The sequence below is a fragment of the Nonomuraea sp. NPDC050451 genome (genome assembly GCF_044458585.1).
On record NZ_JBITHZ010000026.1, the window covers coordinates 1 to 15,781 of the forward strand.

At 69.9% G+C, this 15,781-nt stretch carries 13 protein-coding genes and 2 pseudogenes; 7 read left to right on the forward strand and 8 right to left on the reverse strand.

The genetic code is table 11. The features are described from left to right. The first annotated feature begins 178 nt into the window (after positions 1–178). Positions 179–727 carry a hypothetical protein gene (locus ACIBI9_RS46920; protein WP_397232872.1) on the forward strand — a complete coding sequence of 183 codons (549 nt, stop codon included), beginning with the start codon at positions 179–181 and terminating at the stop codon, positions 725–727. Here the strand turns inward: ACIBI9_RS46920 and ACIBI9_RS46925 are convergent. Both ACIBI9_RS46925 and ACIBI9_RS46930 read right to left on the reverse strand, forming a co-directional pair. Then, a complete protein-coding gene (locus ACIBI9_RS46925) occupies positions 681–1,394 on the reverse strand; it encodes a TetR/AcrR family transcriptional regulator (RefSeq protein WP_397232874.1) in 714 nt (237 codons plus the stop codon). The two genes, ACIBI9_RS46920 and ACIBI9_RS46925, sit on opposite strands and share 47 nt — an antisense overlap. A gap of 444 nt (positions 1,395–1,838) precedes the next feature. Beyond that, a complete protein-coding gene (locus ACIBI9_RS46930; protein ID WP_397232876.1) occupies positions 1,839–2,477 on the reverse strand; it encodes an HNH endonuclease family protein in 639 nt (212 codons plus the stop codon). Between the two features lie 557 nt (positions 2,478–3,034). Between ACIBI9_RS46930 and ACIBI9_RS46935 the strand changes: the two are divergent. From ACIBI9_RS46935 to ACIBI9_RS46945, 3 genes and pseudogenes are all read left to right on the forward strand, one after another. Further along, a pseudogene (locus ACIBI9_RS46935) lies at positions 3,035–3,442 on the forward strand (IS5 family transposase); the annotation flags it as partial. Further along, a pseudogene (locus ACIBI9_RS46940) lies at positions 3,381–3,869 on the forward strand (transposase); the annotation flags it as partial. The pseudogenes ACIBI9_RS46935 and ACIBI9_RS46940, both read left to right, overlap by 62 nt. A 149-nt stretch (positions 3,870–4,018) precedes the next feature. Further along, a complete protein-coding gene (locus tag ACIBI9_RS46945; protein WP_397232878.1) occupies positions 4,019–4,597 on the forward strand; it encodes a dihydrofolate reductase family protein in 579 nt (192 codons plus the stop codon). Here ACIBI9_RS46945 and ACIBI9_RS46950 read toward each other — a convergent pair. After that, complete coding sequence (locus ACIBI9_RS46950) at positions 4,579–5,289, reverse strand: helix-turn-helix domain-containing protein (protein WP_397232880.1); 711 nt, start codon at positions 5,287–5,289, stop codon at positions 4,579–4,581. The genes ACIBI9_RS46945 and ACIBI9_RS46950 overlap by 19 nt on opposite strands. Before the next feature lie 417 nt (positions 5,290–5,706). Here ACIBI9_RS46950 and ACIBI9_RS46955 point away from each other — a divergent pair, with 417 nt between their 5' ends. Next, positions 5,707–6,687, forward strand: a complete 981-nt coding sequence (locus ACIBI9_RS46955; protein ID WP_397232882.1) for a hypothetical protein — start codon at positions 5,707–5,709, stop codon at positions 6,685–6,687. A gap of 340 nt (positions 6,688–7,027) precedes the next feature. Here the strand turns inward: ACIBI9_RS46955 and ACIBI9_RS46960 are convergent, their stop codons facing one another. After that, a complete protein-coding gene (locus tag ACIBI9_RS46960) occupies positions 7,028–7,486 on the reverse strand; it encodes an STAS domain-containing protein (protein ID WP_397232884.1) in 459 nt (152 codons plus the stop codon). A 460-nt stretch (positions 7,487–7,946) separates the two neighbouring features. Here ACIBI9_RS46960 and ACIBI9_RS46965 point away from each other — a divergent pair, with 460 nt between their 5' ends. Beyond that, entirely contained in the window at positions 7,947–8,621 is a 675-nt protein-coding gene (locus ACIBI9_RS46965; RefSeq protein WP_397232886.1) for an ArsR/SmtB family transcription factor, read from the forward strand. 64 nt (positions 8,622–8,685) lie between these two features. Here the strand turns inward: ACIBI9_RS46965 and ACIBI9_RS46970 are convergent, their stop codons facing one another. The 4 genes from ACIBI9_RS46970 to ACIBI9_RS46985 form a co-directional block, all read right to left on the reverse strand. Next, the gene (locus ACIBI9_RS46970; protein ID WP_397232888.1) at positions 8,686–9,237 is read right to left on the reverse strand and encodes a hypothetical protein; all 552 of its coding nucleotides are present in this window, start codon (positions 9,235–9,237) and stop codon (positions 8,686–8,688) included. 107 nt (positions 9,238–9,344) lie between these two features. Next, a complete protein-coding gene (locus tag ACIBI9_RS46975) occupies positions 9,345–10,745 on the reverse strand; it encodes a BTAD domain-containing putative transcriptional regulator (protein ID WP_397232890.1) in 1,401 nt (466 codons plus the stop codon). 23 nt (positions 10,746–10,768) lie between these two features. Beyond that, positions 10,769–11,485, reverse strand: coding sequence for a C39 family peptidase (locus ACIBI9_RS46980; protein WP_397232892.1), 717 nt, complete (start codon positions 11,483–11,485; stop codon positions 10,769–10,771). A gap of 51 nt (positions 11,486–11,536) precedes the next feature. Next, positions 11,537–13,084 (reverse strand): glycoside hydrolase family 88 protein, encoded by a 1,548-nt coding sequence (locus tag ACIBI9_RS46985; RefSeq protein ID WP_397232894.1) that lies wholly within the window; start codon positions 13,082–13,084, stop codon positions 11,537–11,539. Between the two features lie 281 nt (positions 13,085–13,365). On the opposite strand from ACIBI9_RS46985, the gene ACIBI9_RS46990 reads away from it, so the two are divergent. After that, entirely contained in the window at positions 13,366–15,780 is a 2,415-nt protein-coding gene (locus ACIBI9_RS46990) for a PQQ-dependent sugar dehydrogenase (protein ID WP_397232896.1), read from the forward strand. The last annotated feature ends 1 nt before the right edge of the window (position 15,781 follow it).

Sequence of the window (15,781 nt, forward strand, 5' to 3'; positions counted from 1 at the left end):
ATCACCGAACAGGGCGACCACCACACCCTGATGTCCCTCAACGGCCTCTACGCCGACCTCTACACCCTCCAGGCCGCCGCCTACCGCTGACCCTCTTCCACGCGCACTTGCACAATGTTCAAGTCGCCCTTACCGTCGAACTTGAACATTGTGCAAGTCGTCGCCCCAGGAGGGTCCCATGCCGGTTTCCGTCGTCATCGCGTCCACGCTGCAGTACGCGCTCGCGGTGCTGTTCCTCGTCATGCCCGTCATCGTCCACACCCACGGGGAGCGGGCTCAGCGCGCCGCGGAGGCGGTCGTGACCCGGCAGGGCCTGCCTGCCGGCGTGCTCGCCCGGCACGGGGTCAAGTTCGCCGAGAGCGTCGTGGAGCTGCTGTTTCCGCTCGCCATCTCCGCCGCCCTGGCGACCCTGGCCTCACTCGGCCTCGCGGGGAGCGGGGTGGGCCGGATCCTGTCGTGGATCGCCGCCGCGTTACTCATGACCGCGGGCGGGTTCGTCACCGGCAGTCAGATCTTCGCGGCCCGCTACGTCGAGGCGGCTTTCAAGAAGTCCAAGGAGCCGGGGGTGCGGGAGCTCGACGGGAGAGCGGTGGTGCGCGCGGCGGCGGAGGCGCTCCCCGCGATCGCGCGCCCGCTGATCGTGATCCGGTTCGTGCTGACGACCGCGGGCTCGCTGGCCGTCATCGTCCTGCTGGCGACTCCGGCCGCGAGCGCGTACTTCCAGTAGCCAGCCGCGCCTCCAGCCCGTCGAGGATCGTGCGCAGCCCGAACTCGAACGAGTCCTCGTCCGGCAGCGACCGGGCGGCCTCCACCGACGGCGTGGCACGGGCCCGCAACCGGGGGAACTGCGCGGCGATCTCGCTGATGCGCGCGATGGTGTCGCGCAGCTGCTGCTCCTCGTCCGCCCCCGCCCTGCGGAGCCGGGCCCGCCACGCCAGCTCGGCCGCCTCGCCCTGCGCGGCGCCGATGACGAACATGAGCACGGTCGCCGCCGCCTGGTCTGCGTCCGGCCCGCTGAACCCGGCGGCCTCGTAGACGGCCAGGCAGCGGTCGTCGTAACGGGCCTTGTTGGGGCCGTGGATGAGGTGGGTGCTCATGGCCGGAAGCATCCAGAAGTGGCGGCCCAGCATGTCGTGCGCGCCTGCGGCCAGCGCCGCCGCGGCCGCCCGCCAGCCGACCTCCGCGAGGTCGGGCAGCTCGATCTCGTCCCACACGTGGTCGGCGGCCAGCACGACCAGCTCGTCCTTGCTCTTGACGTGCCAGTACATGGCCGTGGCGGCCGCGCCCAGGTGGGTGCCCAGACGCCGCATGTTCAGCCCGTCCACACCCTCGGCGTCCAACACCGAGACGGCGGCCCGGACGATCTGATCCCGGGTCAGGGTGTCACGCGGCATGCCCCCAACCTACCGCCCTCCCTTCCACGATCACCCACCCCTGAGATCACCCACCTCTGCGGTCACTCGCCCCCGCGGTCCCTGGTCCCCACGGCACCCATCCTCACGGCGCCCACCCAGACAGCCGCCCATTTCGCGTCCGCGCTTCTTCACGGCGCCGCCCGCAGCGCCCGCCCCGACAGCCGCCCACCCCGATAGCCGCCCATCTCGCGTCCGCTCGCCCCGTCCGCTCATCCCGCTCGCCCCACCGCCTTACCCCAGCACCAGCCCGCCGCCCCCTATCGCCTTTCGGTCCTTCGGCTCCTGGGGCATTGCCTTGTGTTCGGTCGCCTTGCGGTGCTTTGCCCGGCCGCCGACGGACCTCTCGCGTGCCAGTCGCAGGGGCGGGCACGGGAGAGGTCCGGGAGGTGGGCGTGTGGGCGGTAGTCCGACGGCGGTGGAAGGTCAGCAGGAGGTGAGCATGCTGCCCAGCGCCGCCTTCTCCGTACTGTCAGTGCTCAACCCCCAGTACCACTTCACCTGGATCCAGGCGCGGGCGTACCGGCAGCGTTCGGCGGTGCGGGGCGGCTGCCACTCCGCCGGGTCCTGGTCCGACTTGGACTGGTTGACGTTGTCCGTGACGGCCCACAGCTGGGGGCCGCCCAGGTCGTTGGCGAACTGCTGGCGGCGGGAGGTGGTCCACGCCCAGGCGCCCGATGCCCAGGCTTCGGCGAGGGGGATCATGTGGTCGATGTCCACGTCGGAGGCGGCGGTCCAGGTCGCGCCGTCGTACGGGCTGTACCAGGAGCCGGAGGTGGCGGCGCAGGAGGAGTTGGTCACGACGTTGGTGCCGTCGCGCTTGAGCACTTCCTCGCGGGTGTTGCAGGAGCCGCTGATCGTGATCCAGTGCGGGAACAGGTCGCGGTCGTACGTGCTGCTGTGAGATTCGGCCGCCACCGTGAGCTCGGCGAGGCGGGCGGCGGCGGTGCCGGCGGAGGGGATGTTCGGGGGGATCGCGGCGGCGGGTTGGGTGGTGGCGGTGAGGGTGAGAGTGGCGGCGCAGGCGATGGTGAGGGCGGCGGGTAACACGCGGTTGCGGTGCATGGGGGGGTCGGCCCTTCTGCCGCCGTCCTCGGCCGGCCGCAGGCGCCGGTCAGAGGCGAGGATGGCGGGCACCTTGACCGTGCCATTGTCCGTATTGGTCCATATATAGCCAGGTTTGCCGAGCTCGCATGAGGGCGTCGGGCGATTCCTGACATGAATGGTCATGCAGTCATAAGTCCGCCTGTCAGTGTTGGAGCGACGTTCATTGCTCCGTCATTGCGCACCGGGACGGCGACCGTCGGTGTCCCGCGCATGCGCCAGACCCTTGTCGAAGACCGTGCCCCGGCCGTGCGCGATCCGGCCGGACTTGGGATCCGGCCGGATCCGCTCGCGCCCCCGCCGCCTCGTCCTGGGGCCGGGCGACTGTGCCATCCTGCCTCTGCTCCTGGCCGGCACGTCGTCGAAGACATATAGGGGTTGCCATACGGGCTCCGATTGAGCGAATATGCAGGCAACTCGCTGGGCCGGATTCAGGGGCTTTAGTGAGTGTTTGAGAAGTTCTCATGTAGACGGCGTGGCGGCATGGCGGCTGGTATCAGGCCCGGCAGGGTGTCCGGGTGTCATCACGCCGCGGCTACCCGTCTGACCTGGCTGACGCCCAGTGGGACCTGGTCAAGGACTTGCTTCCCGAGCCGAGCGGGGACGGCCGACCGGAGAAACATCCCCGGCGCGAGCTCGTCAACGCGATCCTCTACCTGGTCCGCTCGGGCTGTCCGTGGCGGTACCTGCCAGCGGATCTGCCGCCATGGCAGACCGTGTACTGGTACTTCACCCGGTGGAAAGACGCCGGCGTCACCGAGAAACTGCTCGCCTCGCTCCGGGTCAAGGCCCGCGTGGCGCAGGGCCGCGAGCCCGAGCCGTCGGCCGGGGTCCTGGACTCCCAGAGCGTCAAGGGCGCCGACACCGTCGGCAAAAGACTCCCGCGGCTACGACGCCGGCGAGAAGACCGACGGACGCAAGCGGTTCATCGTCGCCGACACCGCCGGCCTGCTGATCACCGTCGCCGTGCTCGCGGCTTCGTGGCAGGACCGCGATGGCGGTGAGACCGCCCTTCTCGGTGCCTGCCTGAGCAGCCCGATCCGTCACGTCTTCGCTGATCAAGGCTTCGCCGGCCGGTTCGTCGACTGGGCGAACACCACGCTCAAGACCACCGTCGAGATCGTGCGCATACCCGCCGACCAACGTGGCTTCGCCGTTCACCCGCGCCGGTGGGTCGTGGCGAGAACGCCGGCCTGGCTCACGCCGCACCGCCGGCTGGCCCGCGACTACGAACGACACCCCGAGACCTCGGAAGCAGTCATCCGCTGGGCCGCCATCAACGGCATCCTCCGGCGGATCAACCGCGGACAACCTGCCCGCCGGCAGCTCCGCCGCACTTTCACCTGGACCTGATCAACATCTCACACTGGCCAAGGAAGAGCCGGTCGCGGCAGTGTTCAGATACGCGTTTTGGACCCGCTGTCGTTTCCGTCCAAGACGGCTACCGCGGCCGTGATCTACCGTGGACCCGGCAGCTCGCCCGAGCATGAGGAGACGGCACAGTGCGTAAGTTGGTCTACACCGGTTTCATGTCGCTCGACGGCATCGTGGACTCGCCTGGCGGCGGGCCGGGGGAAGAACACCGCAGCGGCGGGTGGGTGGTCAAGGACCTCGAGTTCGTCCCCGAAGCCTGGTCGCTGAAGGGTGAGGAGCTCACCGACACGACGGCGCTGATGTTCGGCCGCCGCAGCTACGAGGCGTTCGCGGCGGTCTGGCCCGGCTCGGAGGACCACGCCGACTACAAGGAACTGCCCAAGTATGTGGTGTCGACCACGCTGTCCGACGACGCCATCGTCGACGGATGGGGGCCGACCACGATCCTGCGCTCGACCGAGGACGTCGCCGCGCTCAAGGAGGGTGAGGGCGGCGCGATCTTCATCCACGGGAGCGCGGAGCTGGCCCGGCGGCTGTCAGACGCGGGCCTGATCGACCAGTACAACCTGCTCGTCTTCCCCGTGCTACTCGGTGCCGGGAAGAGCCTGTTCGGCCGGGCCGACCGAGACAAGCACATGCTGACGCTGCGGGAATCGGAGAGCTACTCGAACGGGATCCTCAAGCTGGTCTACGACGTCAAGCGCTGATCCAGGTCGAGGGCGATCGCGCCGCCGGCGCCCTCGCGCAGCTGCCTGACGGTGCGTCCGACGTAGGAGCGCAATGCCCGGGCCAGGTGCGGCTCGTCGAAGTAGTCAAGCTTGGCAACGACGTCGGCGGCCGGGTCGCCGGCAGCCAGCAGCTGCGCCGCCGTGCGGGCCCGCTCGATCTGCCGGACCGCGCCCCGCGTCAGTCCAGTCGCGGCGCGGAACCGGCGTTCGACCGTGCGCCCCGAGACGACCGGGCGGTGACCCCGCACCATGTCGGTGACGAGCAGGTCACGGACCACGATCCCGGCCCGGACGAGCCTCTCGACCAGAGCCTCGGCGTCGTCGGGGCCGGGCGTCTCCCACCGCGCGCCGTCCAGCCGGAACGTCCGGCGCGTGGTGTCGGGGAGCCCGATGCCCCCGTCGACCAGCGCCGGCGTGGGCACGGCCCGCAACGAGGTGCCCACGGCGAACTCGATGCCGGTAAAGGTCGCGCCCTCCGGCACCGGCGCCGTGCCGGTCCGGGTCTCGGGACCGGTGATGCCCGCGTACGCCCGGCCGGCGTGTTCCCAGAACACCAGGCCCCAACGCACCCCTGCGATGGACGTCATTGCAGTGACCTGCTCGCTCGTGCATGTCCACACGATGTCGACCCACGCCGAGTCCGACTCGCGCGTCTTGAACCGCAGTCCCACGGGCGAAGGATACGTCGCTTCGCGTTCTCCGTGACTTGCCCGGCTACGCGACTTTGCGCTACGGCAAGCTGTGCGGGCTGCGCTGAACCAAGCTTCGACCTCGACCGCGCGATCTAACCAAACGAACGCGATCGCCAGCCGATCCGGCCGTAGAGGTCCGACTTGTCGCGGGGGCGGATACCCACGGCGAGACGGCACTCGCACACCTTGCCTTGCCAATGCCGTCTACACGTAACTTCTCAAACACTCACTTATGGAAACCTCTTGTCGGAGTTTCGCTCGTTTGCCCATAGGAAAATGCCGGGACGGCGTGGTGGAGAATGGCGCGGGCGCAATCGGAAGCTCCAGGTCGCCGCAGGGGTACCCGTAGTGTGATCAAGGCTTGACGGGGAGCGTTCGGACCGCTAAACGACAGACATGGCGAACGTCAAGGCGCGGCTCCGTGCCGCGGTCTCCAACGTGGATCTCGGCATCGTGCTGCTCGTCGCCGCTGCCGTCAGTGTGCTCGATCTGCTCGATGTACTCAAAGACGGACAATCAGACCAGCTGATTCTGCCGGTGCTGGCCCTGCTCGCGTTCGTCTGGATCAGGGACAGGAACAGGCAGGCCCGGGTGGCCGACCAGCTTGATACTGTCGCGCGTACGACCGACGGAATGTGGCGATTGCTGGCCAGCGGCGATTCGGTCAAGTCGCTCAACGGGGCGGCTATCACGCGACTCCTCGAGGAGGCGCGGGCGGGCAGCGATATGTGGCTGTTCAAAGGGGGCACGGGCACGTTTATCCGGGCGGTGACGCTGCCCGAATGCGTTGAGCGGGCCAAGAAGAAGCGCAGCAAACTCCGTTTCCTGCTCGAATTAATCGACCCGACGGACGAGCCCCTGTGTGCCGAGTACACCCAGCTGCACCGCAGTCTCGCCGACGACGGCGCCGAGGAGAAAGGGTGGACGTCTCTGGGGACGCGCAAGGACGTGTATTCGACGATCCTCGCCGCCTGCTGGTACCGGCAGCACAACAGCCAGCTGCTGGAGTTGCGGATCGGCCTGTCCCGCACGATCTCGCTGTTCCGCTGCGATCTCACCAAGCACAATCTGGTGATCACCCAGCGCGGTCCCGAGTTTCCCGGCCTCGCTATTCCGCAGGACAGCCCGCATTACAACCCGTGGTCCATCGAGCTGCACAACAGCCTCGACCAGACCAAACTGCTGGACGTGGCGAGGGCGCCGCGGCTGAGCGTCCGGCCCACCGTGGACGAGACACGTCAGCTGTTCGAGCGCCTGGGGATTCCGCTGACCGACGAGTTCAAGGACTCCGATGTGGCGGACATCGCCAGGGGAGCGCTCAACCGCATCGACCCGTATCAGGGGCGGGTGCCGGTCGTCGCGCCGTCGGTCAACTGATCGCGCAGCCGGGCTTGCCGCCGCCATGCGCCCCGTTTCAGGTCGAGAGTGGCCGGCTCGCGTGTCACCTGGCCGAGGTGCTGACGTCGCAAGGTAAGAAGGCAGTGGCCGAGCGGGCGGGCCCGAACGGTCGGGCCTGAGCGGTCGGGCCTGAGTGGTCGGGCCTGAGCGGTCGGGCCTGAGTGGGCGGACTTCAGCGGCGGTGGTGACGCGATGCTGGCTGGGCGTGGTGGTGTCACGGTGCTGACCGGGCGTCGGCCGGCACGGTGGTCTGGCGGGACCGGGGTGGGGGCGATGGTGCGGGTCCGCCGGTAGGGGCGCGATCAGGGAGGTGCTCAGCTCAACAGGGGTCGCCGGCGTCGACGGGGCCGAGTGATTCGCGGGTCGTGTCGCTCAGGGCGGCGAGGACGGCCTCTTCCACGGTGGCGTGCACGTGCAGGACGGTGTGGGCCCACGTGAGTTCCATGATCCGGGCCAGTTTCGGATCGGGGGCGGCCAGGTGCAGGCTGCCGCCGTGCTGGCGGGCGAAGGCGTGGGTGTTGAGCAGGACGCGAAGGCCGGCGCTGCCCAGGAACTGTGCCTCGCTGAGGTCGATCACCACGTGCTCGCCGGGCTGCCGCCTGCTGTCGCGGATATGTCGATCGAGCTGCCCTGCGGTTGCGACGTCGACCTCGCCGGCCACCGAGATCACGCTCACGCCCGGCAATCTCTGAATGGCGAACGTCAGATCCGGCATGCGGTGCCCACCGATCGGAATCCGGAGACGATGCACTGTTATGGCTTGCCCGTATCGCACCATATCCGGGTGCCCGCCTTTCGCCTAGACATCAGCACTTACTTCTTTACGGCCGGGGCCGCGCGCCCGGCATCCCCGACGTGAGCAGGGGATTCATGGAACCCACACGATCCGTGCAAGACCGCCCCGGCACAGTGGAACGTACGGGACGAGTGATTGGCGGTCGGACATATTCAACGCCTGCGAACGGACGGAAATACGAATATCCGCGACGCCGCGAATTTCGGTGTCGCTCTCCCCGAGTTTGACCGTGCTCGCCATGATCACGGATGCGCTCGCGGGCCGTTATCGCGGTCTGCCCCAATCGTGGCGAAGGACGGTTCAGGCACGGACCAGCTGGCGGTCGAAGGAGGCGGTGCGGCCGCTGGGCGCACCCGGCCATGCGGTGGTGCCGGACAGCGTCGTGCCGTGCGCCCCCCTCGGTGACGTCTCCGTTCAGGAGCAGATCGATCGTTTGCATGACATGTCGCCAGACCTCCTGCTCAAGGACCTGGAGCAGGCGTTCGGGCCGCTGCCCGCGCACTGGCGGGCCGCCGCCGACCGGCCCGACCGCTGGTTAGGTGGGTACGCGGGCGCGCTCGCCGACGTGTGGGCCGTCGCCGAGCCGCTGTGGAGCAGGGCGCGCCCGCTTCTCGACAGGGAGGTCGCGCGGGTGGGCGTCGCGAGCGTGCGCGGCGGCGCGGACGCGCTGCTCGGCTCGATCGCCGGGAGACTCGTCCGCGACGAGAAGGGCCTGGTCATCGAGGGGGTCGCGGCCGGCGTCCATGAGCTGGGGGACCGGTCGCTGGTGCTCGTGCCGATGCTGGCGGGCAAGGACGCGCTGATCGTCGGGCTGGACGACCCGGAGGCCGTGTGGATCGGGTACCCGATTCCCGCGGCCGGGAGGATGTGGCGTACGGACAGCGATGACCTCTCGGAGCTGGTGGGGCCGGTACGGGCGGAGCTGCTGCGTACGCTCGACCGGCCCATGACCATGGCCATGCTGGCCGGCGGCATGAACATCCCGCCCAGCAGCCTGACGTTCCACTGCGACCGGCTGGTCGCGGCGCGGCTCATAGCCCGCGAGCGCCGGGGCCGCGAGGTGTGGATCGACCGCACGCCCCGGGCGGGGGCGCTCCTGGAGCTTTGCCTCCGCTGAATCGCCCAAGGGAAACGGGGGTACGCCCGCGATCCGGCGCGCCCCCCGTTCAGCGAACTGCTGCTCAGCCGGCCTTGGTGAACTGGTTGAACAGCGGGCCGTCGAGCTTCCAGCCCGGCTCGTTGGCCAGGATCTTCTGGGTGTGCGAGTCGATGGCGAGGCGCCACTTGTTGTTGTTCGACAGGCGGAAGATCTTCACCGTCTCACCGGGGGAGGCCGCGGCGGGCGCGTACCCGAGGATGCCCTCGTAGCGGAACTTGCCCGAGCTCACGAGCGACTCCCGCTCAGCCACGGAGCCGGTGACGATGTAGGAGGCCTTGTTCTCCCAGCGCAGCCGGAAGAGCGGCTTGCCGCCGGCGAAGGGGGCGCGCGAGATGTAGTACATCGGGGTCTGGGTGACCGACCAGCCGTGCTTGGTGATCGCGGTCTCCTTCTCCGCCTCGTTGCTGGTGTAGAAGAAGCCACCGTCCTTCGTCATCAGCTCGTAGACCTTCACCCGCTGCTCGGCGACGCTCTGGGCCGACGACCCCGTGGCGGCGGACGCCTGCGTGGCGATCCCGAAGGACAGCGTGGCGCCGAGCGCCACGGCGAGCCCGAGGCCGACGGGACGGGTCATGCGGCCGAACGATATTGCCATGAAAGCTGTTTCCCTTCATATGGATGGCGATGCCCGGCCAAGCTAACCGGCTGCTGCGTAGCCGCCCTTTCCATTTCGAGTAACGTCTAAGGGTTACTCGGCCTCCGGGTGGCTGAGCAGCTCCAAGGTGCGGCGGAACGTGGCTCGGGCGCCGGCGGGGGTGCGGGCGTCGGGGGTGGCGCGGGTGCGGGCGCGGCCGGCGGTGTGACGGCCGGCGGGATGCCGGGGTCGAAGGCGTCGAGCTGGATCGGCCGGGCGCCGTGGCCGGTGATGAGGCCGGGGAGCTGGCGGCGGCTGGTGACCAGCACCGCGCAGGACGGGCTGCCGGGCAGCAGCGGGGTCACCTGGTCGGTGTCGCGGGCGTTGTCGAGCACGATCAGCATCCGCTTGCCCGCCACCAGGCTGCGGTAGAGCGCCGCCTGCGCCTCCAGCCCGACGGGCACCGCGGCGGCGTCCACGCCCAGAGCGTCGAGGAAACCGCGCACCGCCGTCTCGGGTGGCATGGGTGCGGGGGAGGGGGCGAAGCCGTGCAGGTTCACGTACAGCTGGCCGTCGGGGAAGCGGGGCAGGTTGGCGTGTGCCCAGTGCAGGGCGAGCCAGGTCTTGCCGACGCCGCCCGTACCGCCGATGACGGAGATCACCACCGTGTTCCCGGGCGCGGCCATGATCCGGTCGAGGGCCGACAGCTCGCGCGAGCGTCCCGCGAACGACGGCGGCGGCGGGGGAAGCCGACGGGGCACCGGAGCGGGGCGCGGGGTGAGCGTGGTCTCGGCGTTGAGCAGGCGCAGGTGCAGTCGCCGCAAATCGGGCCCGGGGTCGGCGCCGAGCTCGTCGGCCAGCCGGTGGCGGGTCCGCTCGTAGCGGTCGAGCGCCTCGCCCTGGCGGCCGTTGCGGTGGAGGGCGAGGATGAGCTGCCCGACGAGGCGCTCGTCGAGCGGGTGGCGGTCGGCCAGCACGGTCAGCTCGGGCAGCAGCTCGGCGTGCCGGCCCAGCCGGAGCTGGACGTCGTGGTGGTCGAGCCGGGCGGACAGGAGCTCGGTCCGGAGCGTGTTGCGCAGGGTCGCCAGCCACGGGGTGTCCAGGTCGGCGAACGGCTCGCCGCGCCACAGGCCCAGCGCGACCTCGTACAGCCGGGCGGCGTCCTGGTCGTCGCTCGCCCGCGCCCGGGCCAGCAGCGCGCGGAACCGGTGGAGGTCCACCGCCTCCTCCGGCACCCGCAGCAGGTAGCCGGCGGCGCTGCGGTGGATGCTGTCGGAGGGGGACAGGACGGAGCGCAGGCGGGACAGGTAGCTGTGCAGCGTGCCCGCGGCCCGTTGCGGCGGGGCGTCTCCCCAGACGCGGTCGGTGAGCTGGTCGAGGGAGACGGGATGGTTGGCGTCGACGAGGAGGGCCGCCAGCACGCAGCGCTGCCGCGCGGGCCCGAGGTTGATCGGCCGGCCGTCCGCCCACGCGCTGACCTCGCCCAGGATCCCGAACTCGACCCCCACGGACTCATCCTAGGGGGCGGCCGTCACCGCGACAGGAGCGGTTTGGACAGCTCGAACACCCCGCCGATCCCTCTGCCGGGGATGTCGAAGACGACGGCGGCCAGGTCCTTGGCGGGGATCACGTGGGTGCCCGTGGCGCCCCGGCGCGCGTTCGGGTCCCAGACGGTGATCGTGCCCTTCGCGGTGTCGTAGCCGTAGGCGACGATGGCGTGGCCGAAGTCGCGCTTCTTCCTGCTCCAGGGCAGCCGGTTGCCGAGGACCGCGACGATCGTGGGCTTCCCGTGCACGCCGACCGCCTGGGAGACCTGCGCCATCAGCGCGGCGGGGTCGTCCTTCGCGTACGTGAGCCGGAACTGGTAGCCCTTCGGCCTGAGGTACGCGTTGAGCACGGCCACCACGTACTCCCGCTTGGTCGAGCGGGCCTCGGCGCTCGTCTTCATCTCCTCGGCCAGCTGGTCCTGACTGCGCTTGACGCCGAACGCGCGCAGCACGATCGCGCTGGACGCCGGGGCGCAGTAGTAGCTCGTCCGCTGCGCCTGCCCCTTGATCCCCGCAGAAGCCGCGGCGGGCGCGGCGAGCTGCGCCCTGACCGGGGGCAGCACGGTCGCGGACCCGGCGACACGCAGCACGGTCGCGGACCCGGCGAGGAGCGGTGCGGTCGCGGCCGCGGCAGGTGGCGGGGCGACGGGCAGGACACAGGCGGCGAGGGCGGCGCCGAGGACGAGTCTGGCGGAACGCACGCGGTCTCTCTCCGTGTTGCAGGCGATACGGAAGTGACCAAAATACACACTTCAGCGGCTCAGTTGTTCGTTCATGATGAGGAACGCCCCCAGCCCGTGGAAGTCGTTGACCGGCCGGGCACGCCCGAAGTAGTAGCCGAGCGAGTCGCTGGCGTTGGTGCCCTCGCTGACGCCCACGAGGTTGGTCCGCCCGTCGGAGCCGAGTGACACCTGGGTGAGCACCCCCTGGTAGCCGCGGTCGGCGTTCGCGCGGTAGGAGGCGTCCACGTACCCGCGCTCGACCGCCCGCGAGATCGTGTACGTGTACATCGCCGAGCACGACGTCTCCGTCCAGTTCGACGGGTTCGACGGCTCGGTGACCACCTGCCGCCAGCGGCCCGTGGCCGGGTCCTGCCAGCGGGCGTACGCGGGCACGAGCTCGCGCAGGATGTCGATCAGCGCCGCCCGGCGCGGATGGTCGGCCGGGATCAGCTCGAGGATGTCGGTCACGGCCATCCCGAACCAGCCCATCGCCCGGCACCAGGAGATCCCGTTCGTGTTGCCCAGTGAGGGTTTGACCCAGGACGCGGTGGGGCCGCCCGGCTCGTCGTAGGCGTGGTACAGCAGTCCGGCGGTTTGGCCCGACGTGCGGCGCAGGTGGCTCCAGTAGATCTCGAGCTGCCTGGCCGGCTCGGTGCCGGTGAAGGAGTCGGCCGCCACCCAGGCACCGTACCGGGCGAGGAACGGGTCGGCCATGTAGACGCCGTCGCCCCACAGCTGGCCCTCGCGGGAGGTGGAGGTGGAGTGCCACCAGCCGCCGTCGGAGGTGCGCGGGTACGTGTTCAGCCGGGTCCTGATCTTGGCCGCGGCCGTGCGGTAGCGGGCCTGGCCGGTCTCCCGGTAGAGGGCGAGCAGGACGTTGCCGGCCTGCATGCTGTCGAGATTGTTGAAGCTCTGGGACATGCCGCCGGAGGAGTCCACGAACCGGTCGGCCCAGTCCTTGATGTACTGCAGGTAGCGGGGCTCGCCCGTGCGCTGGTAGACGAGGTACTGGCCCCAGAGGTAGAGGCCCTGCGGGTAGCTCCAGCCGCCGAGCGTGCCGGGGGAGAATCGAGCCGTCGTCGAGTCGACCATCGCCCTGGACCAGTCGGTGCCCGTCGAGGAGTCCACGCTCAGCGAGTCGAGGTTCGGGCCGCCGTCGGCGGTGGTGGCCGTGGCCTTGACAGCGTTCGCGCCCGCCGCCAGCGTGACCCGTACGGTGACGGTCCGCCAGGTGGTCCAGGAGCCGGTGCCGGGGAAGGACAGGGTGGTGCTCGTGCCGCCGGCGGTGACGGTCATCGGCCGGTCGGCGCTGGTGCCGTTGGCGTAGCGGAAGGTCAGGCCCTGGAGGCCGGCGGCCGCCGCGCTGACGGAGACCTCGACGGAGGAGCCGGCGACGTTGTCGAAGTTGACGAACCCCGAGCCGGTGAACCCGGCGTGGTTCGACTCCACGACGCCCCGCGAGACCGTCCCGTCCTCGGCCTCGTAGAGGGTGGCCGCCGCGGCCGAGCTGACGGCAACCGGTTGCAGGAATAACAGACCGCCGAGTGCTGCGGCGGTGATTGCGCGAAGACGTCCCATGTATCACTCCGGGTCTGACGAGCTGTGATGCCGTGCCCGCCGGTGTGGTCCTGCACGATCGGTGGCACATGGCTCCGATCTCCTTGCGCACCTCAGGCATACATCCCGGCGTGGCGCCCTGTCTACCGGTCGATGTCATCCGATGTATCGATGCGGCAAAGTTAGGAAACTTTCCTAAGCAATGGAGCGTTCCAACTATTGACGGGCCTGATGGTTTATGGCAAACGTTTGGGAAGCTCCCCTTCCTTACACCCGGCATCACTCTCAGCCAGGAGCGCCCGATGAACTTCAGCAAGTCCCGGGCCTGCGTCATCGCCTGCTTACTCGCCCTCGGAATGGCCTCGGCCCTTCCCGCGGACGCGGCGCCCACCCGGTACGAAGCCGAGAACGCGACGATCTCCCAAGGCGTCGTCGAGTCCAACCACGCCGGCTACTCCGGCACCGGCTTCGTCAACGGGGACAATGTCGCCGGCTCCTTCACACAATGGACGATCAACGCGCCCGCCGCGGGCACGGCCACGCTGGCCTTCCGCTACGCCAACGGCACCGGCGCCGACCGGCCCAGCGACATCGCGGTCAACGGCACGACCGTCGCCGCCGCCCGGTCCTTCCCGGCCACCGGCGCCTGGACCACCTGGGCCACGATCACGCTGACCGCCCAGGTCACCGCCGGCGCGAACACGATCAGGGCCACCGCCACCGGCGCGGGCGGCAACCCGAACTGGGACTACCTCGACGCCGAGGTCCAGTCGTCGAACTTCACCGACTACCAGGCGGAGTCCGCGACGATCTCGCAGGGCGTCGTCGAGTCGAACCACGCCGGATTCACCGGCTCGGGCTTCGTCAACTACGACAACGTCACCGGCTCCTCCGTCGAGTTCGCCGTCAGCGCGGCCGCCGCCGGCACCCAGAGCCTGACCTTCCGTTTCGCCAACGGCACCACCACCGACCGGCCGATGACCGTCACCGTCAACGGCACCGCGGTCGCCACCGCCCGGTCCTTCCCCGGCACCGGCGCCTGGACGACCTGGCAGGAGATCAGCGTGGACGCGCCGCTGAACGCGGGCGGCAACACGGTCAGGGCCACGGCCACCACGGCCAACGGCGGCCCGAACCTCGACCGGCTGCGGGTCACCGGCCCCGGCGACACCGAGAAGCCGACCTCGCCGGGCCAGCCGACGTGCTCCGACATCACGCACAACGCCCTGACCCTGGACTGGCCGCCGTCCACCGACAACATCGGCGTGGTGGCCTACGACATCTACCACCAGGGCCAGCAGATCGCGACCGCGAGCACGCCGCCGTACCGGCTGACCGGGCTCAACCCGAACTTCTCCTACCAGCTGTCGGTCTTCGCCCGCGACGCCTCCGGCAACGTGTCGCTGAGCAGCCCGGAGGCGAACTGCCAGACGCTGCCCGCGCCCGCCGACGACCCGCCGTCGCAGCCGGGGCAGCCCACCGTCAGCGCCGTGCAGTCCACCTCCGCCACCGTGACCTGGGGCGCCTCGACCGACGACAACGGCGTGCGGGCCTACCTCGTGCGCGACAACGCCACCAACGCCGTGCTCGCCACGGTGACCGGCACTCCGCCGGCCACGACGGCCGGCGTGCCGCTCGAATGCGCCCGCACGTACCAGGTGCACGTGGTCGCGCGTGACACGGCCAACCAGCTCTCCACGCCGAGCGCGCCGTCCGCGTCGTTCACCACGGGGAGCTGCGGCACCGTGCCGCAGACGCCGACCAGCATCGCCGGCGGCTGGGACGTGCCGTGGGACATCTCCTGGGCGCCCGACGGCACGTACGCGCTGGTGACCGAGCGCGACACGTTCAAGGTGTTCAAGATCACCCCGTCGGGCACCAAGACGCAGGTCGGCACCGTGCCCAACGTGCAGACCACCAACGGCGAGGGCGGCCTGATGGGCCTGGACTTCTCGCCCACCTGGAACGGCACGAGCGACCAGGAGGTGTTCTTCATGCACACCGCCTCCGAGGGCAACCGGGTCGCGAAGATGAACTTCAACGGCACCGCGCTCAGCGGCTACGCCACCATCCTTCAGGGCATCGACAAGAACCGGTACCACAACGGCGGGCGCATCAGGTTCGGCCCCGACGGCTACCTGTACGTCACGACCGGCGACGCGCAGCAGTCGAGCAACGCCCCCGACCTCGACTCGCTCAACGGCAAGATCCTGCGCATCACCAAGACCGGCGCCGCCGCGCCCGGCAACCCGTTCGGCACCCGCGTCTACAGCTACGGCCACCGCAACCCGCAGGGCCTGGCCTGGGACTCGGCCGGCCGGCTGTGGTCGTCGGAGCTGGGCAACTCCTCGCGTGACGAGCTCAACCTCATCCAGCCGGGCAAGAACTACGGCTGGCCCACCTGCGAGGGCACCTGCAGCACGTCCGGCATGACGAACCCGAAGTACACCTGGGGCGTCGCCGAGGCCTCGCCGAGCGGCATCGCCATCGTCAACAACACGGTCTTCATGGCGGCGCTGCGCGGCCAGCGGCTGTGGCGCATCGTGCTGAACGGCGAGAACGTCTCGACGGTCAACTCGTACTTCAACGGCACGTACGGCCGGCTCCGCGCGGTCGAGAAGGTGCCCGGCGCCAACGCCATCTGGTTCGGCTCCACCAACTCCGACAACAACGGCGACGGCTCGGCCGACACCATCCGCCGCTCCAACATCCAGTAGT

Excerpts from the sequence above, each read along its gene's own strand:
- ACIBI9_RS46920 (WP_397232872.1), top strand. The coding sequence starts at position 179 with ATGCCGGTTTCCGTCGTCATCGCGTCCACGCTGCAGTACGCGCTCGCG.
- ACIBI9_RS46925 (WP_397232874.1), bottom strand. The coding sequence starts at position 1,394 with ATGCCGCGTGACACCCTGACCCGGGATCAGATCGTCCGGGCCGCCGTC.
- ACIBI9_RS46930 (WP_397232876.1), bottom strand. The coding sequence starts at position 2,477 with ATGCACCGCAACCGCGTGTTACCCGCCGCCCTCACCATCGCCTGCGCC.
- ACIBI9_RS46955 (WP_397232882.1), top strand. The coding sequence starts at position 5,707 with ATGGCGAACGTCAAGGCGCGGCTCCGTGCCGCGGTCTCCAACGTGGAT.
- ACIBI9_RS46960 (WP_397232884.1), bottom strand. The coding sequence starts at position 7,486 with ATGGTGCGATACGGGCAAGCCATAACAGTGCATCGTCTCCGGATTCCG.
- ACIBI9_RS46965 (WP_397232886.1), top strand. The coding sequence starts at position 7,947 with ATGTCGCCAGACCTCCTGCTCAAGGACCTGGAGCAGGCGTTCGGGCCG.
- ACIBI9_RS46970 (WP_397232888.1), bottom strand. The coding sequence starts at position 9,237 with ATGACCCGTCCCGTCGGCCTCGGGCTCGCCGTGGCGCTCGGCGCCACG.
- ACIBI9_RS46985 (WP_397232894.1), bottom strand. The coding sequence starts at position 13,084 with ATGGGACGTCTTCGCGCAATCACCGCCGCAGCACTCGGCGGTCTGTTA.
- ACIBI9_RS46990 (WP_397232896.1), top strand. The coding sequence starts at position 13,366 with ATGAACTTCAGCAAGTCCCGGGCCTGCGTCATCGCCTGCTTACTCGCC.